The 15,477-nt window shown below is 61.5% G+C and carries 14 protein-coding genes; 6 read left to right on the top strand and 8 right to left on the bottom strand.

Annotation, left to right across the window (positions count from 1 at the left end; genetic code table 11):
* The first annotated feature begins 22 nt into the window (after nt 1-22).
* From NDJ82_RS16695 to NDJ82_RS16675, 5 genes are all read left to right on the top strand, one after another.
* On the top strand, nt 23-895 hold the full coding sequence (locus NDJ82_RS16695; RefSeq protein WP_250925885.1) for a dihydrodipicolinate synthase family protein: 873 nt from the start codon (nt 23-25) through the stop codon (nt 893-895).
* 137 nt (nt 896-1,032) lie between these two features.
* Entirely contained in the window at nt 1,033-1,572 is a 540-nt protein-coding gene (locus NDJ82_RS16690; RefSeq protein ID WP_250925884.1) for an RNA polymerase sigma factor, read from the top strand.
* Nucleotides 1,569-2,537, top strand: coding sequence for a FecR family protein (locus NDJ82_RS16685; RefSeq protein WP_250925883.1), 969 nt, complete (start codon nt 1,569-1,571; stop codon nt 2,535-2,537). The genes NDJ82_RS16690 and NDJ82_RS16685 overlap by 4 nt, the downstream gene beginning before the upstream one ends.
* A 128-nt stretch (nt 2,538-2,665) precedes the next feature.
* Nucleotides 2,666-5,239, top strand: coding sequence for a TonB-dependent receptor (locus NDJ82_RS16680; protein WP_250925882.1), 2,574 nt, complete (start codon nt 2,666-2,668; stop codon nt 5,237-5,239).
* Between the two features lie 99 nt (nt 5,240-5,338).
* Nucleotides 5,339-6,244 carry a DMT family transporter gene (locus NDJ82_RS16675; protein ID WP_191947715.1) on the top strand — a complete coding sequence of 302 codons (906 nt, stop codon included), beginning with the start codon at nt 5,339-5,341 and terminating at the stop codon, nt 6,242-6,244.
* Nucleotides 6,245-6,250: 6 nt separating this feature from the next.
* Here NDJ82_RS16675 and NDJ82_RS16670 read toward each other — a convergent pair whose 3' ends face one another.
* The 4 genes from NDJ82_RS16670 to NDJ82_RS16650 form a co-directional block, all read right to left on the bottom strand.
* Nucleotides 6,251-7,468 (bottom strand): class I SAM-dependent methyltransferase, encoded by a 1,218-nt coding sequence (locus NDJ82_RS16670; protein ID WP_250925881.1) that lies wholly within the window; start codon nt 7,466-7,468, stop codon nt 6,251-6,253.
* A gap of 145 nt (nt 7,469-7,613) precedes the next feature.
* A complete protein-coding gene (locus NDJ82_RS16665; protein WP_099587546.1) occupies nt 7,614-8,231 on the bottom strand; it encodes a TPM domain-containing protein in 618 nt (205 codons plus the stop codon).
* A gap of 31 nt (nt 8,232-8,262) precedes the next feature.
* Nucleotides 8,263-8,991 carry a TPM domain-containing protein gene (locus tag NDJ82_RS27460; RefSeq protein ID WP_112193975.1) on the bottom strand — a complete coding sequence of 243 codons (729 nt, stop codon included), beginning with the start codon at nt 8,989-8,991 and terminating at the stop codon, nt 8,263-8,265.
* Nucleotides 8,992-8,995: 4 nt separating this feature from the next.
* Nucleotides 8,996-9,607 carry a LemA family protein gene (locus NDJ82_RS16650; RefSeq protein ID WP_032888315.1) on the bottom strand — a complete coding sequence of 204 codons (612 nt, stop codon included), beginning with the start codon at nt 9,605-9,607 and terminating at the stop codon, nt 8,996-8,998.
* A 244-nt stretch (nt 9,608-9,851) separates the two neighbouring features.
* On the opposite strand from NDJ82_RS16650, the gene bglX reads away from it, so the two are divergent.
* The gene (bglX, locus tag NDJ82_RS16645) at nt 9,852-12,143 is read left to right on the top strand and encodes a beta-glucosidase BglX (RefSeq protein ID WP_112193972.1); all 2,292 of its coding nucleotides are present in this window, start codon (nt 9,852-9,854) and stop codon (nt 12,141-12,143) included.
* A gap of 83 nt (nt 12,144-12,226) precedes the next feature.
* Here bglX and NDJ82_RS16640 read toward each other — a convergent pair whose 3' ends face one another.
* From NDJ82_RS16640 to NDJ82_RS16625, 4 genes are all read right to left on the bottom strand, one after another.
* On the bottom strand, nt 12,227-13,384 hold the full coding sequence (locus NDJ82_RS16640; protein ID WP_112193970.1) for a phospholipase D-like domain-containing protein: 1,158 nt from the start codon (nt 13,382-13,384) through the stop codon (nt 12,227-12,229).
* Nucleotide 13,385: 1 nt separating this feature from the next.
* A complete protein-coding gene (locus NDJ82_RS16635; protein ID WP_250925880.1) occupies nt 13,386-13,967 on the bottom strand; it encodes a YceI family protein in 582 nt (193 codons plus the stop codon).
* 87 nt (nt 13,968-14,054) lie between these two features.
* Nucleotides 14,055-14,369, bottom strand: coding sequence for an amidase (locus tag NDJ82_RS16630; protein WP_099587552.1), 315 nt, complete (start codon nt 14,367-14,369; stop codon nt 14,055-14,057).
* On the bottom strand, nt 14,366-15,439 hold the full coding sequence (locus NDJ82_RS16625) for a serine hydrolase domain-containing protein (RefSeq protein ID WP_191958301.1): 1,074 nt from the start codon (nt 15,437-15,439) through the stop codon (nt 14,366-14,368). Before NDJ82_RS16625 ends, NDJ82_RS16630 begins: the two co-directional genes overlap by 4 nt.
* Nucleotides 15,440-15,477: the final 38 nt, after the last annotated feature.

The raw sequence follows: 15,477 nt of genomic DNA, 5'->3' as shown, positions 1-15,477 counted from the left end.
CCTCTCAGACCGGAGACTATCCATGTCCAGCCCCACTCTTCACGGCATCATCGGCTACACCATCACACCGTTCAGCGCTGACGGTCAAAGCATCGACCTCGGCGCCCTCGGCCGCTCCATCGACCGTCTGATCGACAGCGGCGTGCATGCCATTGCGCCACTGGGCAGCACCGGCGAAGGCGCGTATCTAAGCGATGCCGAGTGGGACGAAGTCAGCGCCTACAGCCTCGCAAAAATCGCCCGGCGCGTGCCGACCATTGTCAGCGTGTCCGACCTGACCACCGCCAAGGCCGTGCGCCGCGCCCGTTACGCCGAGGCCAACGGCGCCGACGTAGTGATGGTGCTGCCGGCCTCGTACTGGAAACTCAGCGAGGCGGAAATTCTCGCCCACTACGCGGCGATCGGCGACAGCGTCGGTGTGCCGATCATGCTCTACAACAATCCGGCCACCAGTGGCACGGACATGTCGGTGGAACTGATCCTGCGTATCCTCAAGCAGGTCGAGAACGTGACCATGGTCAAGGAAAGCACCGGGGATATTCAGCGTATGCACCAGTTGCAACGTCACAGTGATGTGCCGTTCTACAACGGCTGCAACCCGCTGGCGCTGGAAGCCTTCGCGGCGGGCGCCAAGGGTTGGTGCACGGCGGCGCCGAACCTGATCCCGCAGCTCAACCTGGATTTGTATAACGCTGTATTGGCCAATGACCTGACCCTCGCACGTGAACTGTTTTATCGTCAGTTGCCGCTGCTGGAATTTATCCTCAAGGGCGGGTTGCCGGCGACGATCAAGGCTGGGCTGCGGTTGACCGGATTGGAGGTGGGTGATCCGCGGTTGCCGGTGTTCCCCTTGGGTGAAGCGGGGATTGAACAGCTGACGACGCTGCTGCGCTGACGCGGCGATCCAGTGTGGGGCGGGGCCTCCCTCCCACATTTTAAATAGAGTAGATCCTTCAAATAGAGACAAATGACAATAGTTCTCGATATCATTCACGACTTTTCCCACGTCGTGCTTCGTCAAGAAGGATATCCATGTCTCGTCCCAAGCCCGACCCGGTGTCGGCCGATGCCTTTCGCGGGTTTTATACGGATATTCTGTATTTCCTGCGTAAACGCACGGACAACGCCAGCGACGCGGCGGACATGACCCAGGATGTCTTTACCCAATGGCTGGACTACCGTGACCGCGCCAAGGTCGAGCAGCCCCGAGCGTTTCTGTTCCAGATGGCACGCAACCTGCTGCGTGATCACTGGCGCAAACAGAAGGTACGACACACCGTCCATCAAGATCAGGCCGCCATGGACGTCGAACCTGTCACCGACGAGCAAAACGATCCCATGGCCGCCGTGCAACGCTTGCAACGCCTGGAACAGTTGAAAGAAGTCCTCGCCGAACTCTCGCCCCGCAGGCGAGAAGCCCTTATGCTGCACCGCTTCGAAGGCCTGAGCCAGGCGCAGATTGCAGAACGCATGGGCATTTCGACCAGCATGGTGGAAAAGCACATCGCCTTTGCCCTGCTGCATTGCAAGCGACGCCTTCAAAACGACCCCGGCACGGAGCAGCCAGAATGAACCGCCTGAGCGACACCGACGACCTGGATATCGACGATAGCGACGCCATCGACGCCCAGGCCGCCAGCTGGTTTGCGCGCAACCGCAACGACACCGACCGCGCCGACCGCCGGGCGTTTGCCGCCTGGGTGGCCGAACCGGCCCATGCCCGCGCCTATGCCGAATTCGAGCAACTGTGGGCGGACCTGGCCCAGTTGCAGCAACTGAACAAACCCGTGGCGCTGCCCAAGCGCAAACCATCGGTATGGCGCCCTGCGCTGGCGGTGGCCGCCGCATTGCTGTGCGCGGTGCTGGCCACGCATATCGGCGCGCCGCGTGAGTTATATCACACCCAGGTCGCTGCCCATGCCAAGGGCATGCGCACCGTGAATCTGCCGGATGGCAGTACCTTGTACGTGAATGCCAATACTCAACTGCGCGTGGACTTCAATGCGCACCAACGCATCGTGCACCTGGACAAGGGCCAGTTGTACATCGAGGTGGCTGCCGACAAGGAGCGCCCGCTGTTCGTGCGGGCCGGCGAGGCCACTGTGCGAGTGGTCGGTACCGGTTTTGACGTGCGACGCAGCCAGCAGCAACTGGTGGTCAGCGTCGCCCACGGCCAGGTCGCGTTCGAACCGGACACCAAAAGCCCCGTCACCCTGCTCGGCGCCCGGCAACGCGCCAGCTATAGCTACACCAAAGGCACCTTGCAGCAGCAAACCCTCACGGCTGAAGAAGTGGCCGACTGGCGCAGCGGGCACTTGTCGTTTCGCAACCGCGAACTGGTCAGCCTGATCGATGAACTAAGCCTGTACCGCCCCCAGGCGCCGTTGCAGGTGAGCAACGCCGTGGCCCACCTGACAGTGTCGGGCAATCTTGATGTGAATGACCCCGACGCCCTGCTCAATGCCCTGCCCGCCCTGCTGCCGGTGAAAACCGTGGCGTCGGCCGATGGCATTGTCCGGATAGAACCGAGCAAGTAAGCCAGCCAAAACCACACTTGAGAATATTTTGCATTCGCAGGTGTGGTTTTTTTGGCCAGCCCCGTCTTCCTCCGGTCTGCGTTTGATACGCACGCATTTTCGGCCATTTGGCCACACTGGGGGATTTCATGTTTCGCGCGCCTTGCCACGCTACGCATCTGTTTCTGCGACCAACCCTTATTGCCAGCTGCCTGGCCTTCAGCCTCAGTGCCCAGGCCGAGTCGTTGACCCTGCACCTGCCCGCCCAGTCGCTGGCCACCTCCCTGAGTCAGGTGGCGCAGCAGGCGAAGATCCAGTTGCTGTTCGATGAAACGCTGCTCAAGAACGTACAGGCACCGGCGCTCAACGGTGATTTCACCCCGGAAGTGGCGATTCGCACCCTGCTGAAAAACGCTGCGTTTACCTTGATCAAGGTGGGCAGTACCTACGTGGTCAAGCCCGAAGAGGCCAAGACCACCAGCAGCGGCGCCGTGCAACTGGATGCCCTGAGCGTGATCGGCACTGGCACCCAGGTCGACTCCAGCACCGTCGGCCGCTCTACCATGAAGCAGGCGGATATCGACCGCTTTCAGCCCAACAACGTCCCCGCGCTGCTGCAAAACCTGCCGGGTGTATTTATGGGTGGCTCGTCCAAGCCCGGAGGCCAGACCATCAATATCCGTGGCATGGGTGAGGCCGAAGACGTGCCGATGTCGGTGGATGGCGCCACCAAAAGCGGCTTTGAGCGATATCAGCAAGGCACCGTGTTTATCGAGCCTGAGCTGATCAAGAGCGTCGAGGTGGAAAAAGGCCCCTACTCGGCCTTCACCGGCAACGGTGGCTTCGGCGGCTCGATCATCATGGAGACCAAAGATGCTCCCGACATGCTGGAGGACGGCCGCAACGCCGGCGCCATGCTCAAGTATGGCTACGCCAGCAACGATCACGAGCAGGTCTACAGCTCGGCCGTTTACGGGCGCACCGACGATGGCCGCTTCGACGCTCTCGCCTACCTGACCCAGCGCGATGGGGGTGACATGAAGCTGGCCGGCACGCCGCCGGATCCCCGCAATGAGTACCCGATCAATCCCAAGCGCCTGCCCAACAGCGCACAGAATGTGGACGGTAAGTTGTTCAAGCTCAACGCCCACTTCACTGATGAACACAGCGCAGGCTTGTCGTACTCGCGCTCCAACAGCCGGCGCTGGACGCCATTCTCGGCCAAAAGCTATCCCACCCCGCCGCTGCAGTCGGCGATTGACCGCTATGGCTACGAGGGTGCATTGAAACGCTTCCTCGCCAATCGGGAAACCATCGATACCACGTACTCGGGCAAGTACCTCTACCAGCCGCTGGACAACCCACTGATCGACATGAAGCTCAGCTATTCGGTGTCTCATACCGACCAGACCGATGAGCGCAACGCCGATGCGTCGTTCTCCCTGGCCACGGGTGGGCGCAAGATGGACACCGCCTACGGCGACAAGATTCTGGAACTGCGCAACATCAGCCTGTTCAGCACCGGCCCGCTGGAACATGCCGTGACCAGCGGCGTGCAGATTCGCAAGCATAAGCGTGAAACCGAAAGCTGGATGCCCGGCGCAACCTACAACACCGCCAAGTACAACTACGGCCACTTCCAGCCGTACTTCATGCCCCATGGCAAAGTCGACACCAACGCGTTCTACCTGCAGGACGCCGTGACCCTCGGCGACGTGACCATCACCCCCTCCCTGCGCTATGACCACGTGCGCAACCGTGGCGAAGCCAACGACGCGCCGTACTACAGCAACCCCGATCCCTCCATCGGGCATGACTACAGCGACCGCACCTACACCGGTTGGTCACCCCGCCTGGCGGCCTATTGGAACATCACGCCGGACGTGGCGATGTTCGCCAGTTGGAACAAAACCTGGCGCGCCCCGGTGATCGACGAACAGTACGAAGTCCAGGGCTTGGGCAGCCGCACGTCCACCAGCCTTAATCTCAACCCGGAGCGCATCACCGCCATAACCGCGGGCAACGTCACCAATTTCTCCAACCTCATCGGCCGTGACGACAACCTGCAACTGCGTGCGACGCTGTTCCACAACCGCATCGAAGACGAGATTTTCAAGGCAACGGGCATCGGCTGTGACCGTCAGAACACCGCAGTGGGGGGCATCGACCGCGTCTGCACCAGCGCCGACATGGCCGCCAAGACCAACTACCGCAACGTCGGTGGCATGACGATCAAGGGTTTTGAGCTTGAGGCCTACTACGACTCGACCTATCTGTTCGGCTCGGTGAGTTACTCCTACGCTACCGGCAAACGCGACAACCCCTACACCAACCCGTGGGCCACCGACATCCACGTCTGGGCCCGGGACATTCCACCAGCCAAATGGGTGTTGATGATGGGCAACAAGATCCCCGCCTGGAACGCCCAATTCGGCTGGACGGCGCAGTTCGTGCGCAAGACCGACCGCCTGCCCAGCGATAAATACTCAAGCGCCTTGAACAGCTCGGTGGGCGACACGTTCTATGACCAATACGCCAACCCGTCCTACGGCAGCATGGGCCTGTTCGCCAATTGGAAACCCCAACAGGCCGGCCTCAAAGGCACCGAAGTCAACTTCACTGTCGACAACCTGCTTAACAACAACTACCGGCCGGCACTCAGCGGCGACCGTGCCTACAGCGAAGGGCGCAACGCCAAGATCAGCGTCACACGCTTCTTCTAAAACTGTACGGATAATTCCGTACCCAGCTGTAGGCCCGCATTCGGCGGGGGTTGTGGCTAGATGGGCTTCCCTTGAAGCCCTCTGGATTTCGGTACCCCCATGAGATCGCGTGAAAACACCGGCATGGCCCTCGGCCTGCTGGGCGTCATCATCTTCAGCCTGACCCTGCCCTTCACCCGTATCGTGGTGCAGGAGATCCACCCGCTGCTCAACGGTCTGGGCCGTGCCTTGTTCGCGGCGGTCCCGGCGGCGGCGCTGTTGCTGTGGCGTCGCGAGCGCTGGCCCACCTGGCGCCAAGTGCGCGGGCTGTGCCTGGTGATCGCGGGCGTCATTCTTGGCTTTCCGGTGCTGTCGGCCTGGGCCATGCAAACCCTGCCGGCGTCCCATGGCGCGCTGGTCAACGGCCTGCAACCGCTGTGCGTGGCGCTGTATGCGGCGTGGCTGTCCCACGAGCGACCGTCCAAAGCCTTCTGGGCCTGCGCCGCATTGGGCAGTGCGTTGGTATTGAGTTATGCGTTGATCACCGGCGCCGGCAGTATCCAGGCGGGTGATTTGCTGATGCTCGGCGCGATTGCCGTAGGTGGCCTGGGGTATGCCGAAGGCGGCCGGTTGGCCAAGGAGATGGGCGGCTGGCAGGTGATCTGCTGGGCGTTGGTGCTGTCGACGCCGGTGTTGATCGGGCCGGTGTGGTACCTGGCGGCGCAACATCAAGGCGCGATTTCCATGCGCACCTGGTGGGCGTTTGGCTATGTGTCGCTGTTCTCGCAGTTCCTGGGGTTCTTTGCCTGGTACGCTGGGTTGGCCATGGGCGGTATTGCGCGGGTCAGCCAGATTCAGCTGTTGCAGATCTTCTTCACCATCGCGTTTTCGGCGTTGTTCTTTGGGGAACATATCGAGCCGATTACGTGGGTGTTTGCGTGCGGGGTGATTGTGACGGTGATGCTGGGGCGCAGGACATCCGTGCAACCGGCCCCAGTCGTCAAGCCTGCTACGGGGGTTGTGTAGAGACGACTACTTCAGGTAGCCGTCGGCGCGCAGCAGGGTTTCCAGGCAGTGTTCGGTGATCTGGTAGAACGCCTTCAACTGCTGAATCTTCTCCAGCAACTGCGCATTGTCCACCGGCTCCGCGCGCTTGACCGCGAGGATCATCTTGTTCTTGTTGGTGTGGTCCAGGGAGATGAACTCAAACACCTTGGTCTCGTAACCACAGGCTTCAAGGAACAATGCGCGCAAACTGTCAGTGACCATTTCCGCCTGCTGGCCCAGGTGCAAACCGTATTGCAGCATCGGCTTGAGCAGTACCGGGCTCTGGATCTGCAAGCGGATCTGCTTATGGCAGCACGGCGAACACATGATGATCGACGCGCCGGAGCGGATGCCGGTGTGGATCGCATAGTCGGTGGCGATATCGCACGCGTGCAGCGCGATCATCACGTCCAGTTCGCTCGGTGCCACGCTGCGTACATCGCCGCATTTGAACACCAGCCCCGGGTGTTCCAGGCGTGCGGCAGCGGTGTTGCACAGGGTCACCATGTCTTCGCGCAGTTCCACACCGGTAACTTCACCTTCGGCCTGGAGGCTGTTGCGCAGGTAATCGTGGATCGCAAACGTGAGGTAGCCCTTGCCCGAACCGAAGTCGGCAACGCGCACCGGTTGGTCCAGCTTGAGCGGTGACGAGGTCAGCGCATGGCTGAACACTTCAATGAACTTGTTGATCTGCTTCCACTTGCGCGACATTGATGGGATCAGCGCCTGCCTGGCGTCGGTCACACCCAGGTCGGCGAGAAACGGCCGGCTCAGATCGAGGAAGCGATGCTTCTCGCGGTTGTGCTCGGCCGAAGGTGCCTCACGCAGTTGCTGGGGCTTGCTTTTGAACAGCGAGCTTTTGTTCTTCTTGCTGTATTCCAACTGGGCTTCGTCGGTCAGCGACAGCAAATGCGCGTTCTTGAACGAGGCCGGCAGCAGCTCGGCAATCGCCGCCACGCCATCGGCCAGCGGGAAGTTCTTGGTGATGTCGCGGGTCTTGTAGCGGTAGACGAAGGACAGGCACGCCTGCTCCTTGACCGTCACGGGCTTGATGATCAGCCGTTGCAGCTCGGCTTCCTCACCAACGTACTTGGCCAGCACCAGCTTGATAAAGGCGTTCTGCGCGAGGCTCGTGTCCAGCAGTTCGATGAACTGGGCGTGATGATCCGGCGCGGGGCTGGCAGGTTGAGCGGTGACGGACATGAACAAAAACGCCTCGGGCTAAGAATGCCGGGCATTTTAGGGGGGATAGAGGTTTAGGGCACGGGGTTATTTGACCAGTGGTCAACACAGATCCAAATGTGGGAGGGCAAGCCCCTTCCCACATTGTTGTTCAGCGGCGCCTGGGTTATTCGAGTACGACCAGACGGTTGGGCAGTTCATTCCGGGCTTGCGTCACCGGTACATGCACCTTCAACAACTCGCCACACGCTTCGATACAGGAGATGAACCCGGCCAACGTCTGCCCCTGCTTCACCTGCTGGGTAAACGTCTTGACGATGGCATCCCAACTGCTGTCATCCAGGCGTTTGGAAATGCCGTCATCCACCAGGATTTCCACGTAACGCTCGGCCTCGCAGACAAAAATCAGCACACCGGTACTGCCCAACGTGTGGTGCAGGTTCTGCTCCAGAAACTGCCGGCGCGCCAGGTTGGACGCCCGCCAGTGGCGCACCGAACGCGGAATCAGCCGCGTGGTCACCTTGGGCAAACGAAACACCAGGCACAGCACAATGAAGGTCAGCCACTGGGCCACTAACAAGGTGTACATGGTCAGGTAGCCCGACAGGTAATGCACCACACCCGGCACCACCAAGGCGATCAGGCTGGCCCACAACAACGGGATGTAGGCGTAATCGTCGGCACGCGCGGCCAGCACGGTGACCAGCTCGGCGTCGGTCTGTTGCTCGACCCGGGCAATCGCCTCGGCGACTTGGCGTTGCTCGTGTTCAGTCAGTAATGCCATGGTTGTACATGCTCTTTTCTAGTTATTGTCATCACCAGCCACCTGAAGCGCCGCCGCCGCCGAAACCGCCACCGCCGCCCCGGAAACCACCGCCGCCACCGCCTCCCCCGCCGCCGCGTCCGCTGCTGCTGAGAATAGCCAGCAAGATCGCGCCCACCGGCAGCCCCATACGGTTGCACAGCCACAACACGCCGATCAGCAAGATAAACAGGCCAATGGAAAACCCGGGATTATCCTTGGCAAAGTTGGCGTCCGCCACATGGGCCGGCACGGCCAATGGCTCACCACCAACCACCTGGATCATCGCGGCCACGCCATCGCTGATGCCCTGGCTGAAATGGCCGGTTTTGAATTTTGGAGTGATCACTTGATTGATGATGACCCACGACTGCGCATCGGTCAGCACGCCTTCCAGGCCATAGCCGACTTCGATGCGCAATGTGCGCTCATCGCGGGCGACGATCAACAGCGCGCCGTTGTCCTTGCCCTTCTGGCCGATGCCCCAGTGGCGGCCCAGTTGATAACCGAAGTCTTCAATGGGCACGCCTTGCAGGTCGGGCACGGTGACGACCACGATCTGGTCGCCGGACGTTTGCTCCAGCGCCTGCAACTGCTCGGTCAACTGCGCGCGCACCGCCGGGTCGATCATCTGGGCGTTGTCCACCACCCGCCCGGTCAACTCCGGGAAGGTCAACGCAGCCTGGGCCGCCCCGACGCAGGCCAGCAGCCACAGCGCCAGGCCTATCCGTAATAAGCGCATCGGCTTACTTGAACTTCACTTGCGGCGCTTTATCGGCATCGGCACTGGTGGCTTCAAACGTCTGGCGGATCGGCAAGTCGCTGTACATCACGCTGTGCCACAGGCGACCTGGGAAGGTGCGGATCTCGGTGTTGTAGGCCTGGACGGCCTGGATAAAGTCGCGGCGGGCCACGGCGATACGGTTTTCGGTGCCTTCAAGCTGGGATTGCAGGGCCAGAAAGTTCTGGTTGGCCTTCAGGTCCGGGTAGCGCTCGGACACCACCATCAAACGGCTGAGGGCGCCGCTCAAACCGTCCTGGGCTTGCTGGAACTGCTTGAGCTTCTCGGGGTTGTCGAGGGTGCTGGCATCCACTTGGATCGAGGTGGCCTTGGCCCGCGCTTCGATCACCGCAGTGAGGGTGTCTTGCTCATGGGCAGCGTAGCCTTTGACCACTTCCACCAGGTTGGGGATCAGGTCGGCGCGGCGTTGGTATTGGTTCTGCACCTGGCCCCAGGCGGCTTTGGCCTGTTCGTCCAGGGTGGGAATGGTGTTGATGCCGCAACCGCTCAGCACCGTGCTGATCAATAGCAAAGCCGCGGCCTTGAAGCCCCAGCGGTAACCTTGTGCTGCTTGCATGGTGTTTCTCCTGAGCAATCTTGATGGAATGTGACGACTGACCCTATAAACCGCGCGCTTGGGGCATAATCCGCTCCCACTACTGGATTGCATCGAATCATTCAGCTAAAAAGATGCCCAGCGCAAATAAGAGTTCAGAAGTGTGGTGCATTTTCTGCAATAACACTCGAACAACACCATATGTTCCCCACATTTTGGCAGAACAGCGCCTGTTCGCTGTGCAGTGAGCCGAAAAAGGATATTCATGAAAAAGCTGTGTTTGCTCGGCCTTGTTGCCACGCTGGCCACCCACCCCGCCTGGGCGGAAACAAAGCCTGCTGCGCTTAAAGACAAGGACGCCTTTGTCAGCGACCTGCTCAAGCAGATGACGCTCGACGAGAAGATCGGCCAATTGCGCCTGATCAGCATCGGCCCCGAAATGCCCCGCGAGATGATCCGCAAGGAAATCGCCGCCGGCCGCATCGGCGGCACGTTCAACTCCATCACCCGCCCGGAAAACCGTCCGATGCAGGACGCGGCCATGCGCAGCCGCCTGAAGATCCCGATGTTCTTCGCCTATGACGTGATCCACGGCCACCGCACGATCTTCCCGATCAGCCTGGCCCTGGCCTCCAGCTGGGACATGGACGCCATCGGCCGCTCCGGGCGCATCGCCGCCCAGGAAGCCGCCGCCGACAGCCTCGACATCACTTTCGCGCCGATGGTCGATATCTCCCGTGACCCGCGCTGGGGCCGGACTTCCGAAGGTTTCGGCGAAGACACCTACCTCGTCTCGCGCATTGCCGAAGTCATGGTCCGCGCCTTCCAGGGCGCCAGCCCCGCGAATGCCGACAGCATCATGGCCAGCGTCAAGCACTTCGCCCTGTACGGCGCAGTGGAAGGCGGGCGCGACTACAACGTGGTCGACATGAGCCCGGTCAAGATGTACCAGGACTACCTGCCGCCGTACCACGCGGCGATCAAGGCCGGTTCCGGCGGCGTGATGGTGGCGCTCAACTCGATCAACGGCGTGCCCGCCACCGCCAACACCTGGCTGATGAACGACCTGCTGCGCAAGGACTGGGGCTTCAAGGGCCTGGCCGTCAGCGACCACGGTGCGATCTTCGAACTGATCAAGCACGGCGTGGCCAAGGACGGGCGTGAAGCCGCCAAGCTGGCGATCAAGGCCGGCATCGACATGAGCATGAACGACTCGCTCTACGGCAAGGAATTGCCGGGGCTGCTCAAGTCCGGTGAGATCGAGCAAAGCGACATCGACAACGCGGTGCGCGAAGTGCTCGGCGCCAAGTACGACATGGGCCTGTTCAAGGACCCGTACCTGCGCATCGGCAAGGCCGAGGATGACCCGGCCGACACCTACGCCGACAGCCGCCTGCACCGCGCCGAGGCCCGTGACATCGCGCGCCGCAGCCTGGTCTTGCTGAAAAACCAGAACAACACCCTGCCACTGAAAAAATCCGCGACCATCGCCCTGGTCGGCCCGCTGGCCAAGGCGCCGATCGACATGATGGGCAGTTGGGCCGCAGCCGGTAAGCCAGAACAGTCGGTAACCCTGCTCGACGGTTTGAATGCGGTGATCGGCGAGAAAGGCAAGATCATCTACGCCCGTGGCGCCAACATCACCAACGACAAGGCCGTGGTCGACTACCTCAACTTCCTCAACTTCGATGCCCCGGAAGTGGTGGATGACAAGCGCGCGCCGCAGGTGCTGATCGATGAAGCGGTCAAAGCGGCCAAGGATGCCGACGTGATCGTCGCCGCCGTGGGCGAGTCCCGTGGCATGTCCCATGAATCCTCCAGCCGCACCGACCTGAACATCCCGCAAAGCCAGCGCGACCTGATCAAGGCGTTGAAGGCCACCGGCAAGCCGCTGGTGCTGGTGCTGATGAACGGTCGCCCGCTGTCGATCCTGGAAGAGAACCAACAGGCCGACGCCATCCTGGAAACCTGGTTCGCCGGCACCGAAGGCGGCAACGCCATCGCCGACGTGCTGTTCGGCGACTACAACCCGTCGGGCAAACTGCCAATCACTTTCCCACGCTCCGTGGGGCAGATTCCGACTTACTACAACCACCTGACCATCGGACGGCCGTTCACCCCAGGCAAACCGGGCAACTACACCTCGCAATACTTCGATGACACCACCGGGCCGCTGTTCCCGTTTGGGTATGGCCTGAGCTACACCACGTTCAGCCTCTCGGACATGGCACTGTCGTCCACCACCCTGAACAAGACCGGCAAGCTCGACGCCAGCGTCACCGTGCAGAACACCGGCAAGGTCGACGGCGAAACCGTGGTGCAGTTGTATATCCAGGACGTGGCCGGCTCGATGATCCGCCCGATCAAGGAGCTGAAGAACTTCCAGAAAGTCATGCTCAAGGCTGGGGAAGAGCGCACCTTGCACTTCACCATCACCGAAGAGGATTTGAAGTTCTACAACACCCAGCTCAAGTTCGCGGCGGAACCGGGTGAGTTCAATGTGCAGATCGGGCTGGATTCCCAGGATGTGCAGCAGCAGACCTTCGAACTGCTCTAAACCTCAAATGCGGTAAACAAATGTGGGAGGGGGCAAGTCGAATCGTCGCACCGCCCCTCCCACATTTGGCCTCGTTGTTCTTGTCAGCCGCGTCGATCCAGCAAATTGACCACCAACCGATCCACCCAGCCCCACACTCGCTGCTTTACCCGCCGCCACAATGGCCGCGCCTTCCATGCTTGCAGGCTTACCGCCTGGCTCTGTGCAAAGTCCCGCTCGAAGCTGTCCACCACCGCCGCCGTCAATTGCGGGTCCAACGCTTCAAGGTTGGCTTCCAGGTTGAAGCGCAGGTTCCAGTGATCAAAATTGCACGAGCCGATGCTCACCCAGTCATCCACCAGCACCATTTTAAGGTGCAAAAAACACGGCTGGTATTCAAAGATCTGCACGCCCGAGCGCAACAAACGCGGGTAATAACGATGCCCGGCGTAACGCACGGACGGGTGATCGGTACGTGGGCCGGTCAGCAGCAAACGCACATCCACGCCGCGCCCAGCCGCCCGGCGCAAGGCACGGCGCACGCCCCAAGTGGGCAGGAAATACGGCGTAGCCAGCCAGATTCGCGTCTTGCTGTTGTTGAGAGCACGAATCAGCGATTGCAGGATGTCGCGGTGCTGACGGGCGTCGGCATACGCGACGCGGCCCAGACCCGGCCCGGTCGCCGGCACTTTGGGCAAGCGCGGCAAACCGAAATGGGTGGCGGGCTTCCATTCCCGGCGCGCCACGTTGGCGTGCCATTGGCGGTCGAACAGCGCCTGCCAGTCCTGCACCAACGGGCCGCTGATCTGCACCATCACTTCGTGCCATTCGGCGGTGTCTTCGCCCGGCGTCCAGAATTCATCGGTGACGCCGGTGCCGCCGACCACGGCGATGTTTTGGTCGATGAGCAGCAGCTTACGGTGGTCGCGGTACAGGTTACGCATCCAACGGCGCCAGCTCAGGCGATTGTAGAAACGCAGCGTCACACCCGCATCGGTCAAACGCTTGCGCAGCCCCAGGGTGAAGGCGAGGCTGCCGTAGTCATCGAACAGGCAACGCACCTGCACGCCGCGTTCGGCGGCCAGCACCAGCGCCTGCACCATGGCTTCGGCACAAGCGCCCGCCTCCACCAGGTACAACTCCAGATCCACCTGGCGCTCGGCGCGGGCAATGCCCACCAGCATCTGCGGGAAGAAATTCGGTCCGTCGATCAACAACTCGAAACGGTTGGCGCTGCGCCACGGGAACACTGCGCCGCTCACGTCAGCGCGCCGTGAAAATCAGCACGGCACCCACCGGCACCGACAAACTGATCGACTTGAGCCCCGCGGCTTCACGCAATGCCGCGACACCTGGCGCCAGGTCGAAAGCATCGGCGTGCAGTACCACAGGCTCCAGGGTCACTACCTGGAAGCGCCGGTCATCCAGGCGCGTGGCCAGCAATTCGGCGCTGTAGGTCTGGGTCTTGCCGTGCAAGGTCACGCTCAGCGGCAGGCGCAACTCCAACTGCGCGCCGGGGGCCAGGTCATTGATGGGTTGCAGATTGATCTGTGTACAGATCAGCGCATCGGGAAACGTCTTGATCTCGAACAGCTGGTTGCGCATGCGCTCGTCACGCAGCGGGATGCCGCTATTGACCGACTCCAGTTCCACTTCCACCTGCGCCGCGCCCTTGCTGTCGACCTTGCCGTGCAGCACCAGAAAGCGCTGCACTTCAGCGATTTCGGTGTTTTTGGTGGTGACAAAGGACAGCCGCGAGGATTCGTTATCCAGGTACCAATCGGCATGGGCGGGGATAGCGGCGCAGGTCAGTAACGTGAAGGCCAGAGGTTTGACATTGAACATAAAGACTCGTGGGGCAAAAAACCTGCACGAACCTTAAGCGCATGTCAGGAACGGCGCAAATCCAAATGTGGGAGGGGGCTTGCCGGGTCAGGGTGTCAGGCGACACCCCTGCCGCTCCCCCAACCACCTGGCACTGTGCGTGCGCCCCAACCCACTCGCCGTCACTTCACTGCGCTCAGGGTTATCGCTGAATGCACTGGTCGGCACGTACTGCTTCACATAACCCCGGCAATAGTCGGCTGGATTGTTCGCAACATACCGGCACGAGCAATACTCCTTGGCCGTGTACGCCGCGATGATGTCAGGGAAGGCTTGCAGGTTGACGCGCTCGTGCCAGATCCAGCCCAGCAGGGCTGCGACCAACAATAGAAACACGGTGGTAAACGGCCGACGACGGATCATGGCTGCACCGCCGCAAGCACACGCTTGAGCAGTTCGTTGTGTTGGTAGCTGCCGTCGCGATCATCGCCGTAACGCACGATCACCAGGTGTTCGGCGGGCATCACGTACAGCGCCTGGCCCCAATGGCCGAGTGCGGCGAACGTGTCAGCCGGGGCGGCGGGCCAGGGAAGCGGGGTGCCTTGGTTCAGCCACCAATGACCGCCGGGCACGGCTTCGTCCTGGACTGCCTGGTATTTGTCGAAAGGCTGGCGGTTGAAGGCGACCCAGTCTTCTGGCAGCAACTGTTGCTCGCCCCAACGACCGTTGCGCGCCATCAGCAAACCGACACGGGCCAAGTCGCGTGCAGTCAGGTAGGCATAGGACGAGGCGACGAAGGTTTCATCGGCATCGGTTTCCCACGTGGCATTACGAATGCCCAGCGGTTTGAACAGCGCGTCCCACGGGTAGCTGATGTAAGCCTTGTGTCCGAGCATGCCTTTGAGTGCGGCGGATAAGATATTGCTGTCACCGCTGGAGTAACGGAAGGCCTGGCCCGGCGCGCTGAACGAGCCGGTATTGGCGGCGAACTCGGCCATATCGGCGTGGCCACGGGTATAGAGCATCGCCACCACCGAGGATTTGAGCGGCGCGTATTCGTAGTCCTCCTGCCAGTCCAGGCCTGAGGCCCAGTGCAGCAGGTCGGCCATGGTCACAGCGGGGTGTTGCTTCATCGGCGGGTAAAAACGCCACACAGGGTCAGTCAGTTTGAAGCGATTATCGCCGTAGGCTATGCCCAGCACAGTGGCCATCAGGCTCTTGCTGATGGACCAGGTCAGGTGCGGCGTGTCGGCGGTGGTGGGCGCTGCGTAGCGCTCGTAGATGATCTCGCCGTCGCGGATCACCAGCAGCGCATCGGTGCGAATGCCTTGGCGGGTGGCATCGTCACGCGGCGGGAACGCGTAGGCGTCCAAGGCTTCGACGGCGGGCCCGGCAAGCGGCGTGCCCTTGGCCCAGTCCTTGTCTGGCCAGGTTTCGGCGTGGGCGGTAGCGGTGACGAACAGCAGGGCAACACACAGCAGGCCTCTGACCATGGACACAGACTCAAGGGGGCATTCAAGCCCGCGAGCCT

The organism is Pseudomonas sp. SR18, from assembly GCF_023701505.1.
Lineage (GTDB): Bacteria > Pseudomonadota > Gammaproteobacteria > Pseudomonadales > Pseudomonadaceae > Aquipseudomonas > Aquipseudomonas cyclaminis.
The sequence above is the reverse complement of the archived record's forward strand: the minus strand, read 5'-3'. Positions and strand labels throughout refer to the sequence as shown.

Bases quoted from the DNA above. Each gene is read 5' to 3' on its own strand.
- NDJ82_RS16695 (WP_250925885.1), top strand. From the start codon at position 23: ATGTCCAGCCCCACTCTTCACGGCATCATCGGCTACACCATCACACCG.
- NDJ82_RS16690 (WP_250925884.1), top strand. From the start codon at position 1,033: ATGTCTCGTCCCAAGCCCGACCCGGTGTCGGCCGATGCCTTTCGCGGG.
- NDJ82_RS16685 (WP_250925883.1), top strand. From the start codon at position 1,569: ATGAACCGCCTGAGCGACACCGACGACCTGGATATCGACGATAGCGAC.
- NDJ82_RS16680 (WP_250925882.1), top strand. From the start codon at position 2,666: ATGTTTCGCGCGCCTTGCCACGCTACGCATCTGTTTCTGCGACCAACC.
- NDJ82_RS16675 (WP_191947715.1), top strand. From the start codon at position 5,339: ATGAGATCGCGTGAAAACACCGGCATGGCCCTCGGCCTGCTGGGCGTC.
- NDJ82_RS16670 (WP_250925881.1), bottom strand. From the start codon at position 7,468: ATGTCCGTCACCGCTCAACCTGCCAGCCCCGCGCCGGATCATCACGCC.
- NDJ82_RS16665 (WP_099587546.1), bottom strand. From the start codon at position 8,231: ATGGCATTACTGACTGAACACGAGCAACGCCAAGTCGCCGAGGCGATT.
- NDJ82_RS27460 (WP_112193975.1), bottom strand. From the start codon at position 8,991: ATGCGCTTATTACGGATAGGCCTGGCGCTGTGGCTGCTGGCCTGCGTC.
- NDJ82_RS16650 (WP_032888315.1), bottom strand. From the start codon at position 9,607: ATGCAAGCAGCACAAGGTTACCGCTGGGGCTTCAAGGCCGCGGCTTTG.
- bglX (WP_112193972.1), top strand. From the start codon at position 9,852: ATGAAAAAGCTGTGTTTGCTCGGCCTTGTTGCCACGCTGGCCACCCAC.
- NDJ82_RS16635 (WP_250925880.1), bottom strand. From the start codon at position 13,967: ATGTTCAATGTCAAACCTCTGGCCTTCACGTTACTGACCTGCGCCGCT.
- NDJ82_RS16630 (WP_099587552.1), bottom strand. From the start codon at position 14,369: ATGATCCGTCGTCGGCCGTTTACCACCGTGTTTCTATTGTTGGTCGCA.
- NDJ82_RS16625 (WP_191958301.1), bottom strand. From the start codon at position 15,439: ATGGTCAGAGGCCTGCTGTGTGTTGCCCTGCTGTTCGTCACCGCTACC.